The 22,162-nt window shown below is 69.0% G+C and carries 21 protein-coding genes and 2 pseudogenes; 9 read left to right on the forward strand and 14 right to left on the reverse strand.

Annotated elements, in window-relative coordinates; all coding sequences use genetic code 11:
- Positions 1–322 precede the first annotated feature (322 nt).
- Positions 323–523 carry a DUF397 domain-containing protein gene (locus tag OG858_RS23610; protein ID WP_328544492.1) on the forward strand — a complete coding sequence of 67 codons (201 nt, stop codon included), beginning with the start codon at positions 323–325 and terminating at the stop codon, positions 521–523.
- On the opposite strand, the gene OG858_RS23615 is transcribed toward OG858_RS23610, so the two are convergent.
- The gene (locus OG858_RS23615) at positions 490–1,359 is read right to left on the reverse strand and encodes a CAP domain-containing protein (RefSeq protein WP_408059424.1); all 870 of its coding nucleotides are present in this window, start codon (positions 1,357–1,359) and stop codon (positions 490–492) included. The two genes, OG858_RS23610 and OG858_RS23615, sit on opposite strands and share 34 nt — an antisense overlap.
- Positions 1,360–1,879: 520 nt before the next feature.
- Between OG858_RS23615 and OG858_RS23620 the strand changes: the two genes are divergently transcribed.
- Positions 1,880–2,245 (forward strand): cupin domain-containing protein, encoded by a 366-nt coding sequence (locus OG858_RS23620; protein WP_086747636.1) that lies wholly within the window; start codon positions 1,880–1,882, stop codon positions 2,243–2,245.
- A 147-nt stretch (positions 2,246–2,392) separates the two neighbouring features.
- Entirely contained in the window at positions 2,393–3,748 is a 1,356-nt protein-coding gene (locus OG858_RS23625) for a pectate lyase family protein (RefSeq protein ID WP_456243137.1), read from the forward strand.
- A 107-nt stretch (positions 3,749–3,855) separates the two neighbouring features.
- Here OG858_RS23625 and OG858_RS23630 read toward each other — a convergent pair whose 3' ends face one another.
- The 5 genes and pseudogenes from OG858_RS23630 to OG858_RS23650 form a co-directional block, all read right to left on the reverse strand.
- Entirely contained in the window at positions 3,856–4,311 is a 456-nt protein-coding gene (locus OG858_RS23630; RefSeq protein WP_328544491.1) for a hypothetical protein, read from the reverse strand.
- Between the two features lie 8 nt (positions 4,312–4,319).
- Positions 4,320–4,418: pseudogene (locus OG858_RS23635) on the reverse strand (ATP-binding protein); the annotation flags it as partial.
- Between the two features lie 174 nt (positions 4,419–4,592).
- Entirely contained in the window at positions 4,593–5,099 is a 507-nt protein-coding gene (locus OG858_RS23640; protein ID WP_328544490.1) for a hypothetical protein, read from the reverse strand.
- Positions 5,100–5,169: 70 nt separating this feature from the next.
- Entirely contained in the window at positions 5,170–5,448 is a 279-nt protein-coding gene (locus tag OG858_RS23645; protein WP_328544489.1) for a chymotrypsin family serine protease, read from the reverse strand.
- Positions 5,449–5,972: 524 nt separating this feature from the next.
- On the reverse strand, positions 5,973–6,383 hold the full coding sequence (locus tag OG858_RS23650) for an ATP-binding protein (protein WP_408059484.1): 411 nt from the start codon (positions 6,381–6,383) through the stop codon (positions 5,973–5,975).
- Between the two features lie 128 nt (positions 6,384–6,511).
- On the opposite strand from OG858_RS23650, the gene OG858_RS23655 reads away from it, so the two are divergent.
- Genes OG858_RS23655 through OG858_RS23665 form a run of 3 tightly spaced genes read left to right on the forward strand, consistent with a single transcriptional unit; the run spans position 6,512 to position 9,736 of the window.
- Positions 6,512–7,756: a saccharopine dehydrogenase family protein gene (locus OG858_RS23655; RefSeq protein WP_328544487.1), complete on the forward strand. Its 1,245-nt coding sequence runs from the start codon at positions 6,512–6,514 to the stop codon at positions 7,754–7,756.
- Positions 7,757–7,815: 59 nt separating this feature from the next.
- Complete coding sequence (locus OG858_RS23660; protein ID WP_319260441.1) at positions 7,816–9,315, forward strand: APC family permease; 1,500 nt, start codon at positions 7,816–7,818, stop codon at positions 9,313–9,315.
- A gap of 1 nt (position 9,316) precedes the next feature.
- Positions 9,317–9,736: a universal stress protein gene (locus OG858_RS23665; RefSeq protein ID WP_037689860.1), complete on the forward strand. Its 420-nt coding sequence runs from the start codon at positions 9,317–9,319 to the stop codon at positions 9,734–9,736.
- A 48-nt stretch (positions 9,737–9,784) separates the two neighbouring features.
- On the opposite strand, the gene metG (OG858_RS23670) is transcribed toward OG858_RS23665, so the two are convergent.
- A complete protein-coding gene (gene metG, locus OG858_RS23670; RefSeq protein WP_319260444.1) occupies positions 9,785–11,518 on the reverse strand; it encodes a methionine--tRNA ligase in 1,734 nt (577 codons plus the stop codon).
- Positions 11,519–11,641: 123 nt separating this feature from the next.
- On the opposite strand from metG (OG858_RS23670), the gene OG858_RS23675 reads away from it, so the two are divergent.
- Positions 11,642–11,851, forward strand: coding sequence for a type II toxin-antitoxin system VapB family antitoxin (locus OG858_RS23675; RefSeq protein WP_086751292.1), 210 nt, complete (start codon positions 11,642–11,644; stop codon positions 11,849–11,851).
- A complete protein-coding gene (locus OG858_RS23680) occupies positions 11,848–12,285 on the forward strand; it encodes a PIN domain nuclease (RefSeq protein ID WP_086751290.1) in 438 nt (145 codons plus the stop codon). The genes OG858_RS23675 and OG858_RS23680 overlap by 4 nt, the downstream gene beginning before the upstream one ends.
- A 76-nt stretch (positions 12,286–12,361) precedes the next feature.
- Here OG858_RS23680 and metG (OG858_RS23685) read toward each other — a convergent pair whose 3' ends face one another.
- Together metG (OG858_RS23685) and OG858_RS23690 are read right to left on the reverse strand one after the other, a co-directional pair.
- Complete coding sequence (gene metG, locus OG858_RS23685; protein ID WP_328544486.1) at positions 12,362–13,969, reverse strand: methionine--tRNA ligase; 1,608 nt, start codon at positions 13,967–13,969, stop codon at positions 12,362–12,364.
- A gap of 143 nt (positions 13,970–14,112) precedes the next feature.
- A complete protein-coding gene (locus OG858_RS23690; RefSeq protein WP_328544485.1) occupies positions 14,113–16,203 on the reverse strand; it encodes a VWA domain-containing protein in 2,091 nt (696 codons plus the stop codon).
- 253 nt (positions 16,204–16,456) lie between these two features.
- Here OG858_RS23690 and OG858_RS23695 point away from each other — a divergent pair, with 253 nt between their 5' ends.
- Entirely contained in the window at positions 16,457–18,538 is a 2,082-nt protein-coding gene (locus OG858_RS23695; protein WP_328544484.1) for a PhoX family protein, read from the forward strand.
- 99 nt (positions 18,539–18,637) lie between these two features.
- Here OG858_RS23695 and OG858_RS23700 read toward each other — a convergent pair whose 3' ends face one another.
- The 5 genes and pseudogenes from OG858_RS23700 to OG858_RS23720 form a co-directional block, all read right to left on the reverse strand.
- Positions 18,638–18,853: a hypothetical protein gene (locus tag OG858_RS23700; protein WP_037689870.1), complete on the reverse strand. Its 216-nt coding sequence runs from the start codon at positions 18,851–18,853 to the stop codon at positions 18,638–18,640.
- Between the two features lie 320 nt (positions 18,854–19,173).
- Positions 19,174–19,440, reverse strand: a pseudogene (locus tag OG858_RS23705) (FUSC family protein); the annotation flags it as partial.
- Between the two features lie 58 nt (positions 19,441–19,498).
- A complete protein-coding gene (locus tag OG858_RS23710; protein WP_319260458.1) occupies positions 19,499–20,536 on the reverse strand; it encodes an endonuclease/exonuclease/phosphatase family protein in 1,038 nt (345 codons plus the stop codon).
- A 180-nt stretch (positions 20,537–20,716) separates the two neighbouring features.
- Positions 20,717–21,175: a DUF7144 family membrane protein gene (locus tag OG858_RS23715; protein ID WP_086747581.1), complete on the reverse strand. Its 459-nt coding sequence runs from the start codon at positions 21,173–21,175 to the stop codon at positions 20,717–20,719.
- A 132-nt stretch (positions 21,176–21,307) separates the two neighbouring features.
- The gene (locus OG858_RS23720) at positions 21,308–22,099 is read right to left on the reverse strand and encodes an alpha/beta fold hydrolase (RefSeq protein WP_328544483.1); all 792 of its coding nucleotides are present in this window, start codon (positions 22,097–22,099) and stop codon (positions 21,308–21,310) included.
- Between the last annotated feature and the right edge of the window lie 63 nt (positions 22,100–22,162).

Consider the following 22,162-nt stretch of genomic DNA (forward strand, 5'->3'; position numbering starts at 1 on the left):
ACACCGCCGTGGTCAGATCGCACCAGACGAATTTGCCGTCCGTGCGGTGGGGTTTGGCGGTGTGGATCGAGTTGAACCACCCCGGGTCCTCGGCGCAGGCATCGAGTTGAACCACCCCCGGTTCTCGGCGCAGGCCTCGACGAGGGCGAGGGCGAGGCCGCGGCCGGGCCCTTGGTGTCCTGGTGTCACTGTGCGGGTGATCCCGTTCGACGTGGACGGTTCGCGGGGGCCAGCGCCGCGTTGCTCTATGCCGGAGGTTCTGTCCCTTGACCCCGGCCGGTCAAGGGAATTCATCCATCGCCTGGTGAAGGAGCTGTGAGACGTGCCTCAATGGCAGAAGTCCTCGTTCTCCAGCGGCTCGGACGGCGCCTCATGCGTCGAACTCGCCCTGTCCCCTTCCCGCATACTCCTCCGTGAGAGCGACGACTCCGCCCGCATACTCCCCGTCACCCGACACGGCGCCGCCGCCCTCATACGGCACCTCGGGGGCTACGCCTGTGAGCCGAAGTTCTGGGTCCAGTAGTTGCCCGGTCCTGCCAGGCCGATGCCGATTTCCTTGAAGGCGCAGTTGAGGATGTTGGCCTTGTGGCCGGGGCTGTTCATCCAGCCGTCCATGACGCTCTCGGCGGTGCCGTAGCCGGCGGCGACGTTCTCGCCCGCCGTGCTGAAGCGGTAGCCGACGCGGGCGAGACGGTCACTCATGGACGAGCCGTCGGAACCGGTGTGGGACATGTTCGTGTGATCGGCCATGTCCTGGCTGTGGTCCTGCGCGGCCTTGGTGAGCTTGGTGTCCACGGTCACCGGCGAGCAACCCGCCTTGTCGCGTTCGGCGTTGACCAGGGTCAGTACACGGGCCGTGGGGCCGGAATCCGTGTCGCCGGCGGAGGTGGTGGGAGTAGTGGTGTCGGACCTCGTGGCCTTCGTCGCCTTGGGGGCTGTCGGAGGTGAGGTTGTCCTGTCCGGGGTGTCGGCCCTGTCGGGGGTGGACTTGGCGGCCGGACCGCCGGACTTCGAAGGGGACGCGCTCGGGCTCGCGGAGCGCGACGGGCGCTTCTTGCGCGACGGTGTGGGGGAGGCGCTCGCGGAGGCTTCTGCCGCGGACGGGGTGGGTGTGCGCGAGGGCTCCGGGGAAGCCTGGTCCGACTTGTTCCCTCCCCACCAGGAGGACGCCACACTGCTCCAGCCGCCCAGTCCGTGGCCGCCCGCCAGCGCCGCAGTGGGGATACCCACGGCACCCACGACCAGCACGACGGCGGTGGCGACGGCTATCTTCCGGCGCTTCGTTCTCGGACGCCCGGTTTCCGAACCCCTCGTACCCGAGCGTTTCGTCTTCCGGCGGTGACTGTTCATACGTGACATGCGTGGCCTCACTGAGTGGTCCGACTTCGTCCTGCTCTGGTCCTGAATGACCTCCTGGTCGGCCGCCGCCCTGGCGAGCCCGGTCATTATGGGGACCGCCGAGCGCACCGGGCAACGAACGTCCGTGCGACTGTCGAAGCGGTGTCGATCATGTTTCCCGGGGGTGGGAGGACGAACGAACCCAGCCGTCGGCGCACCCGCTCAGGCCCCTCGTGCGCAAGCGGGACCAGGCAGAAGACCTCCCCGCCGGGGCGGTGGGTGAGGGCATCGCGAAGCAGATGATCAGGTGAATTTGCCACTCGTGGCGGCAAGTGCCCCATAGATATCGAGGAGGTGGCATTTGTCGCTCCGGAAAAGCAGGTCGATCGATTCCATCAGGCGCATTTCGGTCGTGACGCAACTCACCCCGATTCGAGGTGTGCGTGATGCAGGCGCAGACTGGAAAGTGCGGGGTCCCGAGAGAGCGGACCCCGGCAGGGAGATTCCCGAGGCCCCGCGGCGGATCGGTCGTGGAGGAATCATGACGGCAGTCACGCGGACGGATGCACCCGTCGAGATCGAGGGCGACGGCGTCGAACTGCGTATGCGGGACATCGGCGGCGGCACGGAGGTCGCCTTCGTCCGGTTCCCCAAGGGGACGGACATGCGGCCGGCCCTCAAGGACGAGCCCGACGGCCTGTGCCAGGTCCCCCACTGGGGCTACATGTTCAAGGGTCGGCTCGTGATGCACACCAAGGAGGGCGACAAGACCTACGAGGAGGGTGAGGCCTTCTACTGGCCGCCCGGGCACGCACCGGAAGCGCTTGATGACTGCGAGTACGTGGACTTCTCGCCCAAGAAGGAGTTCGAGCAGGTCATCAGCCACGTGAAGTCGAACCTCGGCTGACCGCGGCTCAGATCCCCCGACGGACAGGGAAGTTGGAGGCAACCTTTCCCCGCGCGGCGACCACACATGAGTCGGAACCCCCTTCACGGGGGCTCCACACGAACCACGTGTTCCCCCGAATCACGTACGTTACGTAAGGACTCATCCGTGGCCTCTGCCTCCCCGCGCCCGTCCCACCGCCGGTCCCTCCGCACGCGCCGGACCCTCATGGTCTCCGCCGCGGCCGTGGCCGCCGCTGTCGGCGCCGGCGTCCTCGTGATGAACGCCAACGCCAACCCCACCGTGGACCTCTACCACCAGGTACTGCCCGCCAAGGACGGCTGGGCGGCGTCCGGTTCCGGTACGACCGGCGGTGCGAAGGCCGACGCGGCGCACACCTTCACGGTGTCGACCCGGGCGCAGCTCGTGAAGGCCCTCGGCTCCGCCACCGACACCACGCCCCGCATCATCAAGATCAAGGGCACGATCGACGCCAACACGAACGACTCCGGCAAGAAGCTGACCTGCGCGGACTACGCCTCCGGCACCGGCTACTCGCTCTCCGCCTACCTCAAGGCGTTCGACCCGTCGACGTACGGCAAGAAGGCCCCGAAGGGCACCCAGGAGACCGCCCGCGCGGCCGCCGCCAACAAGCAGAAGAAGAACATCGTCTTCAGGGTGCCGTCCAACACCACCATCGTGGGCGTCCCCGGCACCAAGGCCGGCATCCTCGGCGGCAGTGTCCTGGTCCAGAACGTGAAGAACGTCGTCATGCGCAACCTCACCTTCGCGGACACCCAGGACTGCTTCCCGCAGTGGGACCCGACCGACGGCTCGTCCGGCGAGTGGAACTCCAACTACGACTCCGTCACGCTGCGCGGCGCGACCAACGTCTGGGCGGACCACAACACGTTCACCGACGCGCCGACCTTCGACAAGACCGAGGCGACGCACTTCGGCCGCAAGTACCAGGTCCACGACGGTGCGTTGGACATCACCAACGGCTCCGACCTGGTGACGGTCGAGCGCAACCAGTTCCTCAACCACGACAAGACGATGCTGATCGGCAGCAGCGACACCGACTCCACCGGCAAGCTGCGCGTGACGATCCACCACAACCTGTGGAAGGGGATCGTGCAGCGGGCGCCCCTGGCCCGTATCGGCCAGATCCACCTCTACAACAACGTCTACGACACCACCACGGTCAACGGCTACGCCCCCAAGTACAGCCTCGACTCCCGCGCCAAGGCCCAGGTCGTCGCCGAGCGCAACGTCTGGAGGATCCCCGCCGACGCGAAGGTCGCCAAGCTGCTGAGCGGCGACGGCACGGGCTCGGTCGCCGGCAGCGGCAACATCGTCAACGGCAAGGCCACGGACCTCGTCTCCGCGTACAACGCCGCGAACTCGAAGAAGCTGAAGACGACCGTCAACTGGACCCCGGCCCTCACCGCCGGCCTCCAGACCACGGTCACCAGCCTCCTGACCGACCTGACCGGCACGACGGGCGCGGGCACCCTCTCCTGACCGCTCCCACGTATACGTGACGCCGCCCGGCCATCCTTCTCCGGTGGCCGGACGGCGTCACCATGTCCGCCGATCGGGGTCGCCGACGGGTGCGTGAGGGTGAAGGATCAGAGCCCTTCGCCGGGCCCCGCCGACCAGGTCGTCCGCCCCTGTCCGGCATCACGCGAGGCGCATGACGTCGTTCTCAGGCGCCAGAAGCCAGCGGAAGCATCCTTGAGCAGCTTCACTGCCTGCCCGTATGTCTTGCTCTTCACCTTCGGCACGGTGACCATGGCCATGTCGTCGTTCCTGGGGCAGGCAGTGCGGGGCGGGACGACGGAGAACTGAGCCTTGAAGTCGTATATCGACTCAATCGGCGTGCCGGCTAACGGGTACTGGAAGCACACCTTCCAGGAGTGCTTGGGGCTGCCGAGCTTCTTGACCGCCTTGAGCCACTTGATGTCGTCGATGTCGTCCGTCTTCACCGAGTCGGTGGCCTCACCGAGGGTCTCGCCGACGTGGTTCTTGAACGCGTACGCGCTTTCCGTCGGCGTGGGCTCGGCGCTGGCGGTGGTCTCGGCCACTTCCGGGTGTGGAGGACGAGGCGGAAGTCCCGGCCGGGGAGCCGGCCGTGCGTGGCGGCGTTCGCGGCGAGTTCTGCGACGAGGTGTTCGGCGGTGTCGAGGGGAACATCAAGGGGAGATCACCACGGATCCCGGGGCGAGGGATCACGGTGGTGACCGGGTGAGGGTGGGATCGCCAGGTGCGCTCACGTGGAGTGTACGGAGTCGGCTGCGCTCGGGAGATCCAGTTGGCCGTGGAGCTTTATGTGTTCGGGTGTCAGTCGACGGTGCCCTCTCGCGTCTCACTGTTGGAACGAGTCCGCATTGAAGACGATGAATCCGTCCTCTGCCCGACAGGTCGGGTCGATGCCGGAGTCGTTGACTCTCTTGTCATCGGCTTCCCAGAAGCTGCCGCCCGCGGCGATCGCGTCTCCCTCCAGGACGGCCCCGAAGCCGGGCACCCGCACGCCCCGCTTGCCGTTGCTGACGACGGGCTCAACACCCTTGGGCCAGATCGGGGTCGCTGTGAATTCCTCGTCGGCCCGTTTGCCGTGGACCAGAAGACACTTGCTTTCCCCTACATAGGCAAGGCGCCCTTTGACGGTCATCCCGGGAGCCACGGTCAGATCATGGACGATGACTGTGGGATCGGCACCGACGACAGAAACACCTTCAGCATCAGGCAAGGAAATTCCCTCCGTGCTCTCGGAGGGAGAAACGCCTGGCTCAGCACTCTCGCCGGAGCCTTCGCAGGCGGAAAGCGCCAGCATGCTCACGGACACGAAAAGCAGGACCTTCACTAACTTCACGAGGGCAACCTTCGCAACACGATGATCGGGGCGGGTGGCTGGTCCCCGCCTCGATCATCTCACTCACTGTCTAACGCGTCCACACGTCGTATCCGCGGTTCTGGTAGAGGTAGGCCGGCGTGAAGATGCATCGCTGCGCACCGTCTACGGGAACGATCCCGGTGTGAATGCCGTAGGCCGTTCCGCCGCTGAACCAGGGACCGCCGCTGTCACCGGGCTTGCAGACGTTCCCATTCATGACGACCATGTGTCCAAGACCACCGGCATTGACGTTCTTGTACCTGACGGTGCTGCAGGTCTTACCTGACGTTCTGCCGAACTTGCAGATCGACGTACCGACGGCCGGCATGGACCCTCGTTTGTCCGCGTACCTCGACTTGTTGACGTTGTGATAGAAGGTGCGGGTGCTGGCCTTGTCCCCCTTGGACGTGTAGCCGAGGTCGCCCGAGTCACCCTGGTGTGACCACTTGGTGCTGACGGTTGTCGAGCCACCATGGGTGCTGTGGTTGGAGTACGTCTGGGTGGCGACGGTCGTGCAGTGACCGGCCGTTCCAAGCCGCTTGGTGTCGCCGGATATCTGCTTCAGATTGAAGCCGGCCGTGCAGCCGATCGACAGATACCTATTAATTTTGCGGCGGTTGATCGAACGCTAGCACTACTGAGATTCCGGTCGTGATGTCACCCAACGAAGACCTGTCTGACTTGGAGGTCCCCTCAACCGTCCGGCGACATGACGTCGAGATCATCAGTAATTGGTCTGCGTAGTCCGCCTTCTCAGGGGGGTGACGTCGGGGGTGGCGTTATGGCCGTGGCAGGTCAGGTGCCGGAGAGGGCGGCACGTCCTTGAACGGGCCCGTTGGGGAGTTTGGGGAGTCAGGGGTGCCCGGCGCCGGTCTTCGGCGAGAGGTCCACCTCCGCCCAGATCGTCTTGCCCGGTCCGTTGCGGTCGGTCATGCCCCAGCGGTCGGCCAGGGCCTCGACCAGGATCAGGCCCCGGCCCCCGTCGGAGTCGGCGGACGGGTCCAGGGGCACCGGCAGGGCGGGATGGGTGTCGGACACCTCGACGCGTACGAGCGCGTGGACGAGCCGCAGCGCGAAGTCCCGCCCCGGGACCCTTCCGTGGAACACGGCGTTGGCGCTCAGCTCCGCGACGATGAGTACGGCGGCGTCGGACGCCGACGTGCCGTGAGGACCGGCGGGACGGTGAAGGCGCCGACGCGCCTGCCGCGACTGCCACTTCACACATCGTGCGCGGCGTTCCGCCCGGTCGCCGCGGACGAACATGGCCATGCGCCGTATCCATCACCTCTCGCATGAATTCGCCTGGTATCTTCCTGCCCCACCGGACGGCGCGGAGGGTCCTCCCACCAATGGCATGACGGCACGACGGACCGGACGAAGGAGGCTGCGCTGTGCGAGTTCTCATGGTCGGGGCGGGAGGCGTGGGCGGGGCGGTCGTCCGGATCGCGGCCCGGCGGGCGTTCTTCGAGCACATGGTGGTGGCCGACCACGACCCCGCACGGGCGGAGTCGGCCGTCGCGGCACTCGGGGAGGACGGGCACAGGTTCACGGCGGTGCGGCTCGACGCGTCGGACACCGACGCCGTGCGGGCGGCCCTCGCCGAGCATCGCTGCGATGTACTGCTCAACGCCACCGATCCACGGTTCGTCCCGTCCCTCTTCGACGCGGCGCTCGCCCACGGCGCCCACTACCTCGACATGGCGATGTCCCTGTCCCGGCCGCACCCGAGCCGCCCCTACGAGGAGTGCGGCGTCAAGCTGGGCGACGCCCAGTTCGAACGGGCCGCCGAGTGGGAGGCGGCCGGCCGGCTCGCGCTGGTCGGCATGGGCGTGGAGCCCGGCCTGTCGGACGTGTTCGCCCGGTACGCCGCCGACGAGCTGTTCGACGAGGACGGGATCGAGGAGATCGGTATCCGCGACGGGGCCGACCTGGTCGTGGACGGATACGACTTCGCGCCCTCCTTCAGTATCTGGACGACCATCGAGGAGTGCCTGAACCCGCCGGTCGTCTACGAGGAGGGGCGAGGCTGGTTCACCACGCCGCCCTTCAGCGAGCCGGAGGTCTTCGACTTCCCGGAGGGCATCGGGCCGGTGGAGTGCGTCAACGTCGAGCACGAGGAAGTGCTGCTGGTCCCCCGGTGGCTGAAGGCGAAGCGGGTCACCTTCAAGTACGGCCTGGGTGACGAGTTCATCGGCGTGCTCAAGACCCTCCACAAGCTGGGGCTCGACCGCACGGACCCCGTCACCGTCGGTACGGGGGGCGGCAAGGCCGCGGTCTCCCCGCGGGACGTCGTCGCCGCCTGCCTGCCCGACCCGGCCGGCCTCGGGGACCGTATGCGCGGAAAGACGTGCGCGGGCACCTGGGTCAAGGGCACCAAGGACGGGCGGCCCCGCGAGGTGTACCTCTACCACGTGGTCGACAACCAGTGGTCGATGCGGGAGTACGGCTCCCAGGCCGTGGTCTGGCAGACCGCGATCAACCCCGTGGTCGCCCTCGAACTCATCGCCTCCGGAGCCTGGCACGGCAGCGGCGTGCTCGGCCCCGAAGCGCTGCCTCCCCGGCCCTTCCTCGACCTGCTGACGGAGTACGGCTCGCCGTGGGGCATGCGCGAGGACGTCACAAGCGAGCCTGGATAGCGTAGAAAGTCCCTTAGCCCCCTGTTGTCTGGATTCACCTACAACCGGAGCGAGGGACCATGGCCGACGACACCGCTGACGCACGCCCGCCCGACGGACTGAAGCCCAACGCGATCGGCTTCGTCGACGCGCTCGTCATCGGGCTCAACGCGACCTCCCCCGCCTACTCCCTGGCGGCGGTCATCGGCCCGGTCGTGGCACTCGTGGGCATCTACGCCCCCGGCGTGATGGTCGCCTCGTTCGTACCGATGCTGCTGATCGCGTCGGCGTTCTACTACCTCAACAAGGTCGACCAGGACTGCGGTACGACCTTCTCGTGGGTCACCCGGGCGATGGGACCGTGGGCCGGCTGGCTCGGCGGCTGGGCCATCGCGATGACCGGGGTCCTGGTGGTCGGGTCGCTGGCGGACGTCGCCGTGAGCTTCGCCCTGCTCGCCTTCGGCCTCGACAGCTGGGCCGACAACGACGTCGTACGCCAGTCGCTCGCGGTGCTGCTCATCCTTGTGATGACGGCCGTGTGCGTCATCGGCACCGAGGTGTCGGCCAAGGTGCAGAACGTCCTGATCCTCGCCCAGGTCGTCTGCCTGCTCGCCTTCGCGGTGGTGGCGCTCTACCGCGTCTACGCCGACACCGGCACCCTCGACTCCGTCGATCCGTCGCTCGGCTGGCTGAACCCCTTCGGGGCCGGCGGCGCGACGCTCACCGCAGCCCTGCTGCTGGGCGTGTTCATCTACTGGGGCTGGGAGTCGGCGGTCAACCTCACCGAGGAGGTCGAGGACTCCGCCACCGCTCCCGGCAGGGCGGGCGTCTGGTCGACGGTCATTCTGCTGGTGACCTATGTATCGGTCGGCTACGCGGTCGTCGCCTATGCCGGAACCGCCTATCTGACCGACAACGCGGACGACGAGGAGTACATCTTCGCGCTGCTCGCCGGTGAGGTGATGGGCGGCTGGGACTGGGTCGTCCTGCTCGCGGTCTCGACGTCCGCGCTGGCGTCGACGCAGACGACGATCATCCCGGCGTCCCGCACGGCGCTGTCCATGGCCCGCAGGCACGCGCTGCCCGCGCACTTCGCGCACATCGCCCCGCGCTTCCGCACGCCAGACGTGAGCACGTGGTGGGTCGCCGCCATCGCCATCGCCTGGTACGTCGTCGTCAACCAGATCAGCGAGAACGCGCTCTTCGACTCGCTCACCGCGCTGTCACTGCTGATCGCGTTCTACTACGCGCTCACGGGCGTCGCCTGCGCGGTCTACTACCGTCGCCATCTGACCGAGAGCGTCCACCACTTCCTGCTCATCGGCCTCGGCCCGCTGGCCGGCGCCGGACTGCTGGCGTGGCTGCTGGTGGAATCGGTCTCCGACATGGCCGACCCCGCGAACTCCTACAGCGGCGTCTCCTGGTTCGGGCTCGGCCCGCCGCTCGTCATCGGCATCGGCATCGCGCTCACGGGCGTGGTGCTCATGGTCGTGCTGCGCCTGGTGACCCCCGCCTTCTGGTCGGAACGCCCGGGCGTCGCCGACCCCCGGCTCGTCCATGGAAAGGGCAAGGAGTCCTGAGATGCCGATCGTTCTCGGATACGACGAGTCGCCGGGCGCCCTGCGCGCGCTGCGGGTCGCGATCGAGGTGTCCGCCAACTACGGCGAGCCCCTCGTGCTGGTCTACGGCGCCGCGGTCCCGGGCGGCAGGGGCGAGGAGTACCGGACCCACCGTGAGGCACTCCACCAGGCCGGACGCGTCGCACTCGAACACGCTGTCACGGCGGCCGAGGCGGCCGGCGTACCGACCCTTGTCGAGATCATCGACCAGAAGCCGGCGCAGGCGCTGATCGACGCCGCGACACGCCACGAGGCCCGGCTCATCGTGGTGGGCACATGGGGCGAGAGCCCCATGCGCGGGGCCCTGCTGGGCTCGACCCCGCACAAACTGCTGCACCTGTCGCACTTCCCCGTCCTCTGCGTGCCGGCCGAGGAGGAATGAGGCACGCGGAGAACGGGGTGGAGCGGTCCTACGTGGTGACTGGTGTGGTCACTGCTCGGGCGTACCGCCGAAGCGCTCCTTGTACGTCTCCAGGTCTTCCTCCGTCAGCTTTGCGAAGAGGACCGGTGGGACGGTGAAGGGGGTGCCGGCCGGGACGAAGTCCAGGGTCTTGGCCTCCTCGGCGGTGACCCAGACGGCTGTGTCGTCCTTGAGGTCGAAGGCGGCGCGCATGGTGGCCGAGGACGCCGGGATGAAGGGCTCGGAGACCACCGAGTAGAGGTGGATCAGGTTCATGGCGGTGCGCAGGGTGAGGGCCGCGGCCTCCTGGTCGGTCTTGATCTCCAGCCAGGGGGCCTTCTCCTCCAGGTAGGAGTTGCCCGCCGACCACAGGGCGCGCAGCGCGGCCGCGGCCTTGCGGAACTGGAGGGCCTCCATCTGCGACTCGTACTCGGCGAGGAGACGGGCGATCTCCTCGCCCAGCTTCGCCTCCGGCTCGCCGGCCGCCGCGCCCGCGGGCACCTCGTCGCCGAAGCGCTTGCGGGAGAAGGACAGGACGCGGTTGACGAAGTTGCCGAGGGTGTCGGCGAGGTCCTTGTTGACCGTGGCGGTGAAGTGCTCCCAGGTGAAGGACGAGTCGTCCGACTCGGGGGCGTTGGCGATGAGGAAGTACCGCCAGTAGTCCGCCGGGAGGATCTCCAGCGCCTGGTCGGTGAAGACGCCCCGCTTCTGGGAGGTGGAGAACTTTCCGCCGTAGTACGTCAGCCAGTTGAAGGACTTGACGTAGTCGACCTTCTTCCACGGCTCACGGATGCCCAGCTCGGTGGCCGGGAACATCACCGTGTGGAAGGGGACGTTGTCCTTCGCCATGAACTGCGTGTAGCGGACCGGGTGGTCACCGGAGTCGGCCTCGTACCACCACGACTTCCAGTCCCGGGTCTCGCCGTCCGGGGCCGCGTCCGACCATTCCTTCGTCGCGCCGATGTACTCGATCGGGGCGTCGAACCAGACGTAGAAGACCTTGCCCTCCGCCGCCAGTTCCGGCCAGGTGTCGGCGGGGACCGGGACGCCCCAGTCCAGGTCACGGGTGATGGCGCGGTCGTGCAGGCCCTCGTTCAGCCACTTACGGGCGATGGAGGACGACAGGTGCGGCCACTCCTCCTCGTGGGCCGCCACCCACGCCTCGACCTCGTGCTGCAGCTTGGACTGCAGGAGGAAGAGGTGCTTGGTCTCGCGGACCTCCAGGTCGGTGGAGCCGGAGATCGCCGAGCGCGGGTCGATCAGGTCCGTGGGGTCCAGGACACGCGTGCAGTTCTCGCACTGGTCGCCGCGGGCCTTGTCGTAGCCGCAGTGCGGGCAGGTGCCCTCCACGTAGCGGTCCGGGAGGAAGCGGCCGTCGGTGGGCGAGTACACCTGGCGGATGGCCCGCTCCTCGATGAACCCGTTCTCCTTCAGCCGGCGGGCGAAGTGCTGGGTGATCTCGACGTTCTGCGGGCTGGAGCTGCGGCCGAAGTAGTCGAAGGCGAGCGCGAAGCCGTCGTAGACGGCCTTCTGCGCGTCGTGCGCCTGCGCGCAGAACTCGGCGACCGGCAGGCCCCGCTCCTTGGCGGCCAGCTCGGCCGGGGTGCCGTGCTCGTCCGTCGCACAGATGTACAGGACGTCGTGGCCGCGCTGACGGAGAAAGCGGGAGTACACGTCCGCCGGGAGCATGGACCCCACCATGTTGCCCAGGTGCTTGATCCCGTTGATGTACGGAAGGGCGCTGGTGATGAGGTGTCGAGCCATTGGAGGGCTGCTCCCAGGTTGGATTTCTTGCTGCTTTGCGAACTCTGAAATCGTAGCTGCGAGTGGACACTCCAGACGCCCATATATACTTTCCATGCGCTCATCTATACGGGGAGGTCTGTCATGTCGAAGCTGCTCATCGAGGTCGACGACGAGGCTCTGGCGGAGGCCCAGCTCCTGCTGGGCACGAAGACCAAGAAGGACACCGTCAACACCGCGCTGCTGGAAGTCGCCAAGCGGCGCAGCCGGGCCATAGCGCTGGCCAAGCTCCGTGAGAGGGGGGCGCGTGGTGACTTCGACATCCTTCTGGACAAGAGGAACTACCGCCGGTGAGTGATGTCTCGTATCTGATCGACACCTCGGCGGCCGTGCGCCTGCTCAGCAGCGATGCGTACGACGAAGGCTGGGGACAGGCGCTCGACAACGGGCTGGTCGCGCTGTGCGATCTGACCGAGTTGGAGATCCTCTTCTCCGCTCGCGGGCGAGCGGACCGCGAAGGCATTCAGGAGGAGCTGCGGCAACTGTTCAGCTGGACCCTGATGCCCGACGGCATCTATCAGCGTGCTCGCGAGGTTCAGCAGGCGCTCACCGACAACGGTGAGCACCGTTCGGCCGGACCGGTCGACCTGCTCGTGGCCGCCACGGCCGAGTTGTCGGGCCTGACCCTGCTCCACCACGACCGGGACTTCGACACCGTCGCCCGCCGTACGGGCCAGTCGACCGCCTGGCTGGCCGAGCCCGAGTCTCCCGGGTCACCTGAGTCCTGAGAACACTGGTGGACATGACTGGGCCCCGGGAACGGACAGCTCGTTCCCGGGGCCCAGTCACGCCCTTGTGTACGTGCTACGCGCTCGGCTTCTCCTCCAGGCGGGGGAACAGCACCGCGCCCTTGGTGATCGTCGCGCCCGCCGGGAGCCGGCCCCAGACGGCGGCGTCGGCGACCCTCTGGTCGGGGAGCGCGCCGAGAACGGCGTCCGCGCCGAGGGAGTCCCAGAGCTTCTGTGAGGTGTCCGGCATGACCGGGTTGAGCAGGACCGCCACCGCGCGGAGCGACTCCGCGGCCGTGTAGAGGATCGTCGACAGGCGGGCCCGGCTCTCCGGCGATTCGTCCTTGGCCACCTTCCACGGCTCCTGATCCGTGATGTAGCCGTTGACCTGCTTCACGAAGTCGAAGACCGCCAGGATGCCGCCCTGGAAGTCCAGGTCGTCGCCGATACGGCGGTCGGCCTCGGCCACCGCTTCGGCCAGGCCGCCCTGGATCGCCTTCTCGGCCTCGCCCGCGGCCGTCGCCTCGGGCAGTGTGCCGCCGAAGTACTTGCCGACCATCGCGGCCACGCGCGACGCGAGGTTGCCGTAGTCGTTGGCCAGCTCGCTCGTGTAGCGGGCGGAGAAGTCCTCCCAGGAGAACGAGCCGTCCTGGCCGAACGCGATGGCGCGCAGGAAGTACCAGCGGTACGCGTCCACACCGAAGTGGGAGGTCAGGTCCTGCGGCTTGATGCCCGTCAGATTCGACTTCGACATCTTCTCGCCGCCGACCATCAGCCAGCCGTTGGCCGCGACCTTGCCCGGCAGCGGGAGGTTCTGCGCCATCAGCATCGCGGGCCAGATGATCGCGTGGAAGCGGAGGATGTCCTTGCCGACCAGGTGCACATCAGCGGGGAAGGTGTTCTCGAACTTCTCCGGGTTCTCGTTGTAGCCGACTGCCGTCGCGTAGTTCAGCAGCGCGTCGATCCACACGTAGATCACGTGCCTGTCGTCCCACGGGACAGGAACGCCCCAGTCGAAGGTGGAACGGGAGATGGAGAGGTCCTGGAGGCCCTGGCGTACGAAGTTCACGACCTCGTTGCGCGCCGACTCGGGCTGGATGAAGTCCGGGTTCGCCTCGTAGTGGGCGAGCAGCTTCTCGCCGTACTCGCTGAGCTTGAAGAAGTAGTTCTCCTCCTTGAGGATCTCCACCGGCTTCTTGTGGATGGCACACAGCTTCGTGCCGTCCTCGGCCTCGATGAGGTCGCCGGGGAGCTTGTACTCCTCGCAGCCCACGCAGTACGGGCCCTCGTAGCCGCCCTTGTAGATCTCGCCCTTGTCGTGGAGATCCTGGACGAACTCCTGGACGCGGTCCGTGTGGCGCTTCTCCGTCGTACGGATGAAGTCGTCGTTCGAGATGTTCAGGTGCTCCCAGAGGGGCTTCCAGGCTTCGTCGACGAGTTTGTCCGCCCACTCCTGCGGGCTGACACCGTTCGCCTCCGCGGTGCGCATGATCTTCTGACCGTGCTCGTCCGTGCCGGTGAGATACCACACCCTCTCGCCGCGCTGACGGTGCCAGCGGGTGAGCACGTCGCCTGCGACGGTCGTATAGGCGTGGCCCAGGTGAGGAGCGTCGTTGACGTAATAAATGGGGGTGGAGACGTAGTACGCCTTCCTGCCCTGCTTCTCGGATCCAGTGGCCGCCATGGGCGAAATCCTACTGGCCGGGGGAAGATCGACTCACGCTGATTACGGGCGGGAGGATTACGGGGACAGGGCCCGGGGTAAGGCCGGGCCCTGTCGGTCGTTGTGCGGAAGGCTTTCCAGGTTCTCCAGGTTCTACGAGTGGGCTACGGCCGCCAGGTGGCCAGGATGCCCTCGTAGACCTCGGCGTCCGTGAGTTCGCGCGGGGTCTCGCCCGCCAGGAAGTGGGACGTGTTGTCCGTCTTCAGCTTGCGGAGATAGTCGAAGGCCTTGTTCTCCGGGTCACCGAACGCGACGAACGCGAAGTGGACGGCCGGGTGGCTCTTCGCGGCCTCCGCGAGCGCCTGGTTCGCGGGCGTCTTGGCGTCCGGGGCGCCGTCGGTCTGGAAGACGACGAGGGCGGGGGTGCCGGCGTCGGCCGCCTTCTGGTGCTGGGCGAGCACCTCCTCGACGGCCACGTGGTAGCTGGTACGGCCCATGCGTCCCAGTCCGCCGTGCAGCTCGTCGACCTTGTTGTCGTACGAGTCGAGGGTCAGCTCGCCCGTGCCGTCCAGCTCCGTGGAGAAGAAGACGACGGGGACGGTGGGGGACTCGGGGTCGAGGTGGGCGGCGAGGGCGAGGGTCTGCTCACCGAGTGCCTGTGCCGAGCCGTCCTTGTAGTAGCCGCGCATCGACGCGGACCTGTCCAGGACGAGGTACACCTTGGCGCGGGCGTCGGTGAGGTCCCGCTTCCCGAGTACGGCCTGTGCGGCGTCGTACGCGGTGCGCAGGCTCGCGGGCACGGCGACCTCGGCTCCGCCTTCGGCCCCCTCGGTCTTCCCAGCCGCACCACCCGTGCGGCTTTCGTCGTCGGCCGCGGGTGCCACCTGCGGGGCGCCCTCACCGTCGGCGACCGCGGGTTCGGGGGTGGCGGCTGTGGCTGCGGCTACGGCTGCGGCCACAGGTTCGGGCGCGGCCTCCGGCTCCGGAACGACGGCCGGCTCCGGAACGACGGCCGGCTCGGGAGCGGCTTCCGGTTCGGTGGCGGCGGTCGGCTCCGGGGTGGCTTCCGGCTCGGTGGCAGCCACCGGCTCGGGGGTGGGTTCGGGCTCAGGGGCGGCTGCGGGCTCCGGAGTGGCTTCGGGCTCGTCCGCGGCTTCCGGTTCCGCCTTCTCGGAGGCAGCGTCGCTCTCCGGCGCGGCCTCCGGCTCCTCCACGGCTTCCGGCTCCGGCGCGGCCTCCGGCTCCTCCACGGCTTCCGGCTCCGGCGCGGCCTCGGGCTGGGTCTCGGTCTCGGCCTCGGGGGAGGCCACCGGCTCGGGAGTGGCTTCGGGCTGGGTCTCGGTCTCGGTCTCGGAGGAGGCCACCGGCTCAGGGGCGCCTTCGGGAGCGGTGGTGGCCGTCGGCTCGGGCGCGGCCTCCGGGGCGGCTTCCTCTTCCTTTACGGCTTCCGGTTCGGGGGTCGCCTCAACGACGGGCGCGGCCTCCGGCTCCGCCTCGGCCACGGGCTCAGCGGCGGCCACGGCGGCGGGCTCCGGCGCCTCCACCCCGGCGGGCTCGGCCTCGGCGACCGGCTCCGGGGCATCCTCCTTCGCAGCCACCGGCTCGGGCTCGGCCTCGGCAGCGACCTCGGGCTCGGCCTCGGCAGCCACGACCGGCTCGGCGTCGGCGGCGGCCGGTGCCTCAGGCTCAGCCGCGACCTCCGCCTCAGGCTCGCTCTTCGACGCGGCGGGCTCGGCCTCGGCCACCGGCTCAGCAAACTCCGTGTCGGCCGCGGCTCTCACCTCGGCCTCGGCGGACGCCGCGGGCTCGGGCTCGGCCACCGGCGTCTCCGGCTGGGCCTCGGCCACCGGCGTCTCCGCCTCGGTCGCCGCCTCGGCCTCAGCCGTCGGTGCGGCCGTCGCCTCCGGCTCTACCTGCGGCTCTACCTGCGGCTCTACCTGCGGCTTCGCCTCGGTCTCCCCGCCCCGCGGCTTCGGCACCGTCACGTTGTCGAAGGCGGCGGAGACGAGTTCGTCGGCGACGGAGGTGGGCGGCGTGGAGGCCACGGGCCCGGCCGCGGTCGTCGGCTCGGGCTCGGCCGACGGGGCCGGAACCCTCGGCTCGGCCTCCCGCGGGGAAGCCTGCGGGGAAGCCTCGGCCTCCGCCGCGGCGGCGGCCTCCGGCGAGGAAACCTGCTCCGCCCCCTGCGAAGGAACCGTGTCGCGCCCCTTGCGTGAGCGGCTGAACGCATTCCGCAGGAGAGAGAGAATGCCCATGTGCGCAACCCTTCGGGTGAGTTGAAGCCCGTCAATCCCTGGCCAGGACGGACACGTAAGGTTAGCGGCCGGGCGTGGCGATCTTGGGGTGGGGCGGGGGGCTTTCACTATCTCCGCCACCCCGCGCTGTCAACACCGCCGCAACTGCCGCAGGTTCACCCCCCGTTCACCCTGCGTCCCCGTTCTCGAACACACGCCCCCCTAGCGTCGCACTCACATCGAAAAGGCACATAAGACCATCGAGGAGCGCGCTGTGCGCAAGCTGCTGCCCATGATCGGCTCGCATCCCGGCGGCCGTTCCGCCATGACCTGTCGGTTCCGCTGTGGTGACGCCTGCTTCCACGAGGTGCCGAACACCAGCACCAACGCCTACGTGGGTGACGTCATCGCGAGCGCGCTGAGCCGCCGCTCGGTGATGAGAGCCGCCGCCGTCGTCTCCGTGGCAGGCGCGGCCGGTACGGCCGTCACGCTCGGCACCGCCCCGCCCGCCGCAGCGGCCACGACGGCGGACGCCGCCGAGGTCGCGAAGGCCGCGGCGGCCAAGAGCAGGGCCAAGGCCGCCCGCGGTCTGCGGTTCACCGCCGTCGAGCCCAACACCGCCGACACCGTGACCGTCCCCGAGGGGTACCGGCAGAACGTCGTCATCCGCTGGGGTGAGCCGATCCTGCGCGGCGCGCCCGCCTTCGACCCGGAGAACCAGACGGCCAAGGCCCAGGCAGGCCAGTTCGGCTACAACAACGACTTCCTGGCGCTGCTCCCGCTGCCCGGCGAGCGCGGCCGTCAGCTCCTCGTCGCGAACCACGAGTACACCGACGAGATCCTGATGTTCCGCGGCTACGACGCCGCCAACCCGACCCGTGGCCAGGTCGAGGTCGCCTGGGCGGCCCATGGACTGTCCGCCGTCGTGGTCGAGGAGGACCGGCGCACCGGCAAGCTCTCCGCCGTGCCCCGGCACCACCTCAACCGGCGTGTCACCGCGACCACCGAGTTCCGGCTGACCGGCCCCGCCGCCGGGTCCGCCCTGCTCAGGACCTCCGCCGACCCGACCGGCCGCAAGGTCCTCGGCACCCTGAACAACTGCTCGGGCGGTACGACGCCCTGGGGCACCACGCTGCACGGCGAGGAGAACTTCAACCAGTACTTCGCGAACAGCAGCCGGACGACCGACAAGCGGTACGGCATCGGCACCGGCACCACCGAGCGCAAGTGGGAGCGGTTCGACAAGCGGTTCGACGTCGCCCAGGAGCCGAACGAGGTGCACCGCTTCGGGTATGTCGTCGAGTTCGATCCGTACGATCCGTCCTCCACGCCGCGCAAGCACACCGCGCTCGGACGGTTCAAGCACGAGGCCGCGACCATCCGGCTGACCTCGGACGGGCGTCCGGTCGTCTACTCCGGTGACGACGAGCGCTTCGACTACTTCTACAAGTTCGTCGGCAGCAAGCGGATGAAGAAGGGGTCGAGCCGCGCCGTCCGTGAGCACAACCTCTCGCTGCTCGACGAGGGCACGCTCTACGTCGCCAAGCTCACCGGTGACTCCCCGGCCATCGAGATCGACGGCACGGGCAGGCTGCCGGCCGACGGTGAGTTCGACGGCGCCGGTGAGTGGATTCCGCTGGCCACCGCCACCGCCAAGGGCGCCGTCTCGCACGTGGACGGGATGACGGCCGACGAGGTCTTCGTCTTCACCCGGGTCGCGGGTGACAAGGTCGGCGCCACCAAGATGGACCGGCCCGAGGACATCGAGCCCAACCCGGTCACCGGCAAGGTCTACGTCGCCCTCACCAACAACACCAACCGCGGTGTCGGCTCCAACGCCAAGGCGGACGAGGCCAACCCGCGCAACGCCAACAAGCACGGTCAGGTCCTCGAACTCACCGAACACCGCAACCGGCCCGAGAGCACGAAGTTCGGCTGGCTGCTGTTCCTCGTCGCGGGCGACCCCGAGGACCCGGCCACCTACTTCGCGGGCTTCCCGAAGGACGACGTCAGTCCGATCTCCTGCCCGGACAACGTCGCCTTCGACGCGCACGGCAACCTGTGGATCTCCACGGACGGCTCGCAGCTCGGCTCGCACGACGGTCTGTTCGGTGTCGCCACGAGCGGAAAGCGGCGCGGTGAGCTGAAGCAGTTCCTGACGGTTCCGAGCGGCGCCGAGACCTGTGGCCCGATCATCCAGGACCGCCGCGTCCTGGTCGCCGTCCAGCACCCGGGCGAGCTCGACGGAGCCACCGTCGAGAACCCGAAGAGCACCTGGCCCGACGGTCCGGGCAAGTACGTCCGTCCGGCGGTCGTCGCGGTGTGGCGCGCCGACGGCCGCGACATCGGCGTCTGATCCCGTACGCACACATGTGATCCCGTACGCACACATGCGAATGCGGGCCGTCCCCCTGTCGGGGAGGACGGCCCGCACGTCCTTGGGCTGCCGTGGAGGTCAGGGAGCCAGGCAGCTGACGCCCGGGGCGGCGGCCGGGTCCAGCAGACCGGCGGGGTCGAGCAGCACGGCCGGGTCGACGAGTTCCGTCACGCCGGCCGGGGTCTCGGCGATGCAGGTGACGGTGGAGACCGGGTCCGGGATCGCGTGGGCGGCCGGCGCCATGGCGCCGGCGAGGGCGAGGGTTCCGAGCAGGACGGTCGCGGTGCGACGCATGAAAAATCCCCTTATAGGTAGGGCGTTTGAACAGGATTGATCATTGCGTCTTTCCGCCTGCGAACTCGCCCCCCGTCACCCGTGCGGGGATGACGTAACGATTCAGCGCCCTGCGCCGAGTTGACCTTGAGGGAGGCGGGGGCTCAGCGGGGAGAGGCGATCGTCCTGGCCGCCGCCACCTCCTGGCGCAGCGGCTCCAGTACGCTTCCGGGCGGTCCGCTCAGGCTCCCGGGCGGTCCGCTCAGGTCGGAGCGGACCTCGTAGAGGGTCTTCGTCCTCCGTAGTCCGTCCGCCAACTCTCGCAGCTGGAGCGTGACCTGGCCGACCTCGGCGGTGGACGGCGGTTCCGCGCCCTGCTTGATCCGGACCCGTGCGGCCGCCGTGTCGCTGATGACGCCGGAGAGCGCGCCCATGGAGGCGAGCGCGCCGTACTCGGGCCGGCCGGCGGCGAGGCCGAGTGCGAGCGGCGGCGTCAGCGCGATGGCCGCGCGGGCGACGGCCGGCCGGTTGACGGGCGTCCGCTGCGGCCGGAGGTTCCGCACCAGCCAGTCGGGCGGGGCGAGGCCGATGGGGAAGGTGCGGGACATACGCCCATTATGGCGGCGGCATTTGGGGGGTCCTGGAGGGCTTTTGTGACCCTTTGGTTCACGCGCGCTCGTGCAGGGCGAGGTCCACGGTGACGGCGTTGTGGTCGGTGCCGGACAGTTCCCGGAAGCGGACCTCGCGTGCGGAGAAGTCCTCGGCGGAGACGAGGACGTGGTCGATCTGGGCGCCGAACCTCGGCGTCGTCCGGGAGGGCCAGGTCGGCCTCCGGTCCTGCCCGACCAGCCGGGCGGCGTCGCTCAGACCGGTGTCGAGGATGGCGCGGAAGGCCGCGTGGTCCTGGGAGGCGTTGAAGTCCCCGGCCAGGATGGTCGGCGTCCGGGTGTCCTTCGCCGCGTACGCCCGCAGCGCGCCCAGCTCCCGCCGCCAGGTGGCCAGCTGTCCCGGCAGCGGGGGCATGGGGTGCGCCAGCTGCAGCCGTACGGGGTGGCCCTCGATGTCGGCGACCGCGCCGGGCATGCCCATCGAGCCGGGGATCGGGGCGGCGGACTTCAGGGGGTGGCGGCTGAGGATGACGGAGCCGGTGGAGCCGTAGCCCTCGACGGACTGGCGGTGAGGGTAGAGCGGGCTCTTCCCGCTCAGGTCGCCGAGGGTGTCGCGGAGCCTGGCCGAGCAGGTGAGTTCGCACTCCTCGACGAAGACGATGTCGGGGCGGTCGCGGCGTACGGCCTTGACGAGGGCGTCGGTGCCGCGGCCGAACTGCACGTTCGACGTCATCACCCGTACCTCGGCGAGCACCGGTCCGCCCGGCTCGGTCGCCTTGGCGTACGGCTCGATGTACCAGGCGAGCGCGGCGAGGACGATCACGCCCCAGGTCAGGCCGGTCCACCAGCGTGCGACGAGCGCGAGGAGGAGTGCCAGGCCGGTGGGGGCGAGGAGCCAGGGCAGGAACGCGAGAAGCTGGGTGACCGGGGTGAAGGCGTCCAGGTCGGCCACGCGGGAGGCGACGACGAGGCTGACGCCGAGGAGGAGCAGGGCGGCGAGGCCGGCCTTGCCGCGGTGCCGTTTCCGCGGGGGCTTCCCGGCTTCCGGTGCCGGTTCCGGCATCGGCTCCGGCCGCTCGATGGTCGCGCTCTCCACGGGCCGGTGCCTTTCGTTTTCCTGCCAGGTCCTCTTAAGGACGGGTGGGGAGGGGAGAAGGTTGCGTGGTCGGGTGCGGGTGGGTGGGCCGGCCGCGCCCCGCCGCGGAGCCGCTGAGCGACGCATCACCGCGCCCCTGCCTTCCAGGGACGCGGTGATGCGTGAGCAACCACGCAGGTGTCACATGCCGTGCGCGTGGGAGTCCGGGGCCGTCGCCAGGGACCACATCACGAACACCGCGATGCCGATGCAGATGACGGACCAGACGGGGGCGTACGGCAGGAACATGAAGTACTCGATGGCGAACAGGGACGTCAGGGCGATGCCCACCGCACGAGCCCAGGTGTGGCCCTGGATGACGGCATAGCCGGTGCCCAGGACGGCGAGTCCGATCACCAGGTGGATCCAGCCCCACGTGGTGAGGCTGAACTCGAAGACGTAGTTCCCGAAGTTCGCGTACACGTCGTCCGTGGCGATCCCCGCGATGCCGTTGAGGATGCTCATGACGCCGATGACCATCATCAGGACACCGGCGAAGACCATCCCGCCGTGGGCCCACTCCGAGCGGGTCTCCCGGTGGGACGTCGGCGTCTCCTGCGACGTGGCGTTCGAACGCGGTGCGGTGCTGTGCTGGGCCATGAGGGCCTCCTCCGACGGATGAACAGCTCATCCGCATGGTCACGCGGCAGGAGGGGCAGCGCACTCGGTGTAGGCCAAACGGGTGAACCTCGGCTCGGGGGTGCCACCCCCGGTCCGGTCCGGGTGCCGCCCTCAGTCCAGGTGGTCCAGCCGAGCCAGGAAGTCCTCCAGGATCTTGTTGAACTCGTCCGGGCGCTCCAGGTTCGGCAGGTGGGCGGCGCCCTCGATGACGTGGAGGGTGGAGTCGGGGAGGGCGGCGTGCATGCCCTCCGCGTCGGAGACGGGGGTGTACTCGTCGTCGGCGCCCACGACGACCAGGGCCGGGACGCCGACGCGGGTGAGCAGCTCGCGGTAGTCGGGGCGTTCGGCGCGACCGCGCAGGGCCGCCGCCGCGCCCTCGGGGTCGGTGGCCGTCATCATGCGGCGCACCTGGGCCGCGACCTCCGCGTCCGCGTAGGGCGCGACCATCTTGTACAGCACCTCGTCGGCGTACCCCGTCATGCCCTCGCGCAGCAGCCGGTCCGCCATGGCGTTGCGGGTGCGCCTGCCCTGAGGGGTCTCGGCGGCGGGGAAGGTGTCGGCGAGGAGGAGGCCGCGGACGCGGTGCGGGTACTGGCGGTAGCACTCCATCGCGATCTGGCCGCCCATGGAGAGGCCCCCGAGGACGAAGTCGCGGACCCCGAGGTCGTCCAGGAGCGCGGCGACGTCCTCGGCGAAGGCCGGGAGCGGGGTGACGCCCGGGACCACGGGGGACTCGCCGTAGCCGCGCAGGTCGGGGGCGATGACGCGGCGGGAGGCGGCGAACGCGCTGATCTGGGGGTGCCACATCGTGCGGTCGAAGGGGTGGCCGTGGATGAGGACGAGAGGAAGGGGGTGGGACGGTCCCGCTTCCCCTTTGTCCTCGTATGTGAGGAAGGTGGTCATGGGTTCGACCCTAGGGTCCCCCAACTCCTCGGTGCAATAAGATCTTTGCCCTCGGTGCAATGT

The organism is Streptomyces europaeiscabiei, assembly GCF_036346855.1.
Taxonomy (GTDB): domain Bacteria; phylum Actinomycetota; class Actinomycetes; order Streptomycetales; family Streptomycetaceae; genus Streptomyces; species Streptomyces europaeiscabiei.